This is a genomic window from Desulfofundulus thermobenzoicus, from assembly GCF_009428905.1.
In the GTDB taxonomy this organism is placed as follows: Bacteria; Bacillota; Desulfotomaculia; order Desulfotomaculales; family Desulfovirgulaceae; genus Desulfofundulus_A; species Desulfofundulus_A thermobenzoicus.
Genome location: NZ_WHYR01000243.1, coordinates 1 through 403 on the forward strand (window position 1 = coordinate 1; position 403 = coordinate 403).

1 protein-coding gene is annotated in these 403 nt (G+C 55.1%); it reads right to left on the bottom strand.

From position 1 onward, the window contains the following. A partial coding sequence (cas2, locus tag GFC01_RS18465) for a CRISPR-associated endonuclease Cas2 (RefSeq protein ID WP_341474097.1) occupies positions 1-233 on the bottom strand: 233 nt, incomplete at its 3' end. Positions 234-403 lie beyond the last annotated feature (170 nt).

Here is a 403-nt window from a genome sequence, read left to right on the forward strand (position 1 = left end):
CCATAAAGAACATAGATGCGAAGGCTATCTTTTTCCAGGTCCATGATCTTGAGGAGTTTGGCCTCGAGGTCCTCCAGTTGAGCCAAGGTGACCCTGCACTCAAAGAGGGAGAGCTGGACCCTTTGACCGTAGTTTTTACAGACTTGAGCCACCCTGCGCAATCGCCTTTGGCCGTCCTCTGATTGGGTATCTACATCATAAGCTACGAGAACGTCCAGCCGATGCACGCTCACCTCGCCAGAAAGGCTGGATACCTGGGAAGGTCCCCACGGAGATACCGGGCCAAGAGCCGCGCTTGCAGATGAAGCAAGAGCCCTATGGGTACCGTCTCTTTCAACAGGGGGTGTGTAACCTCTTCCTGCTTCCGCCGTTGGTAGGCTGTGAGCACTTCCCTCCGTCCTTC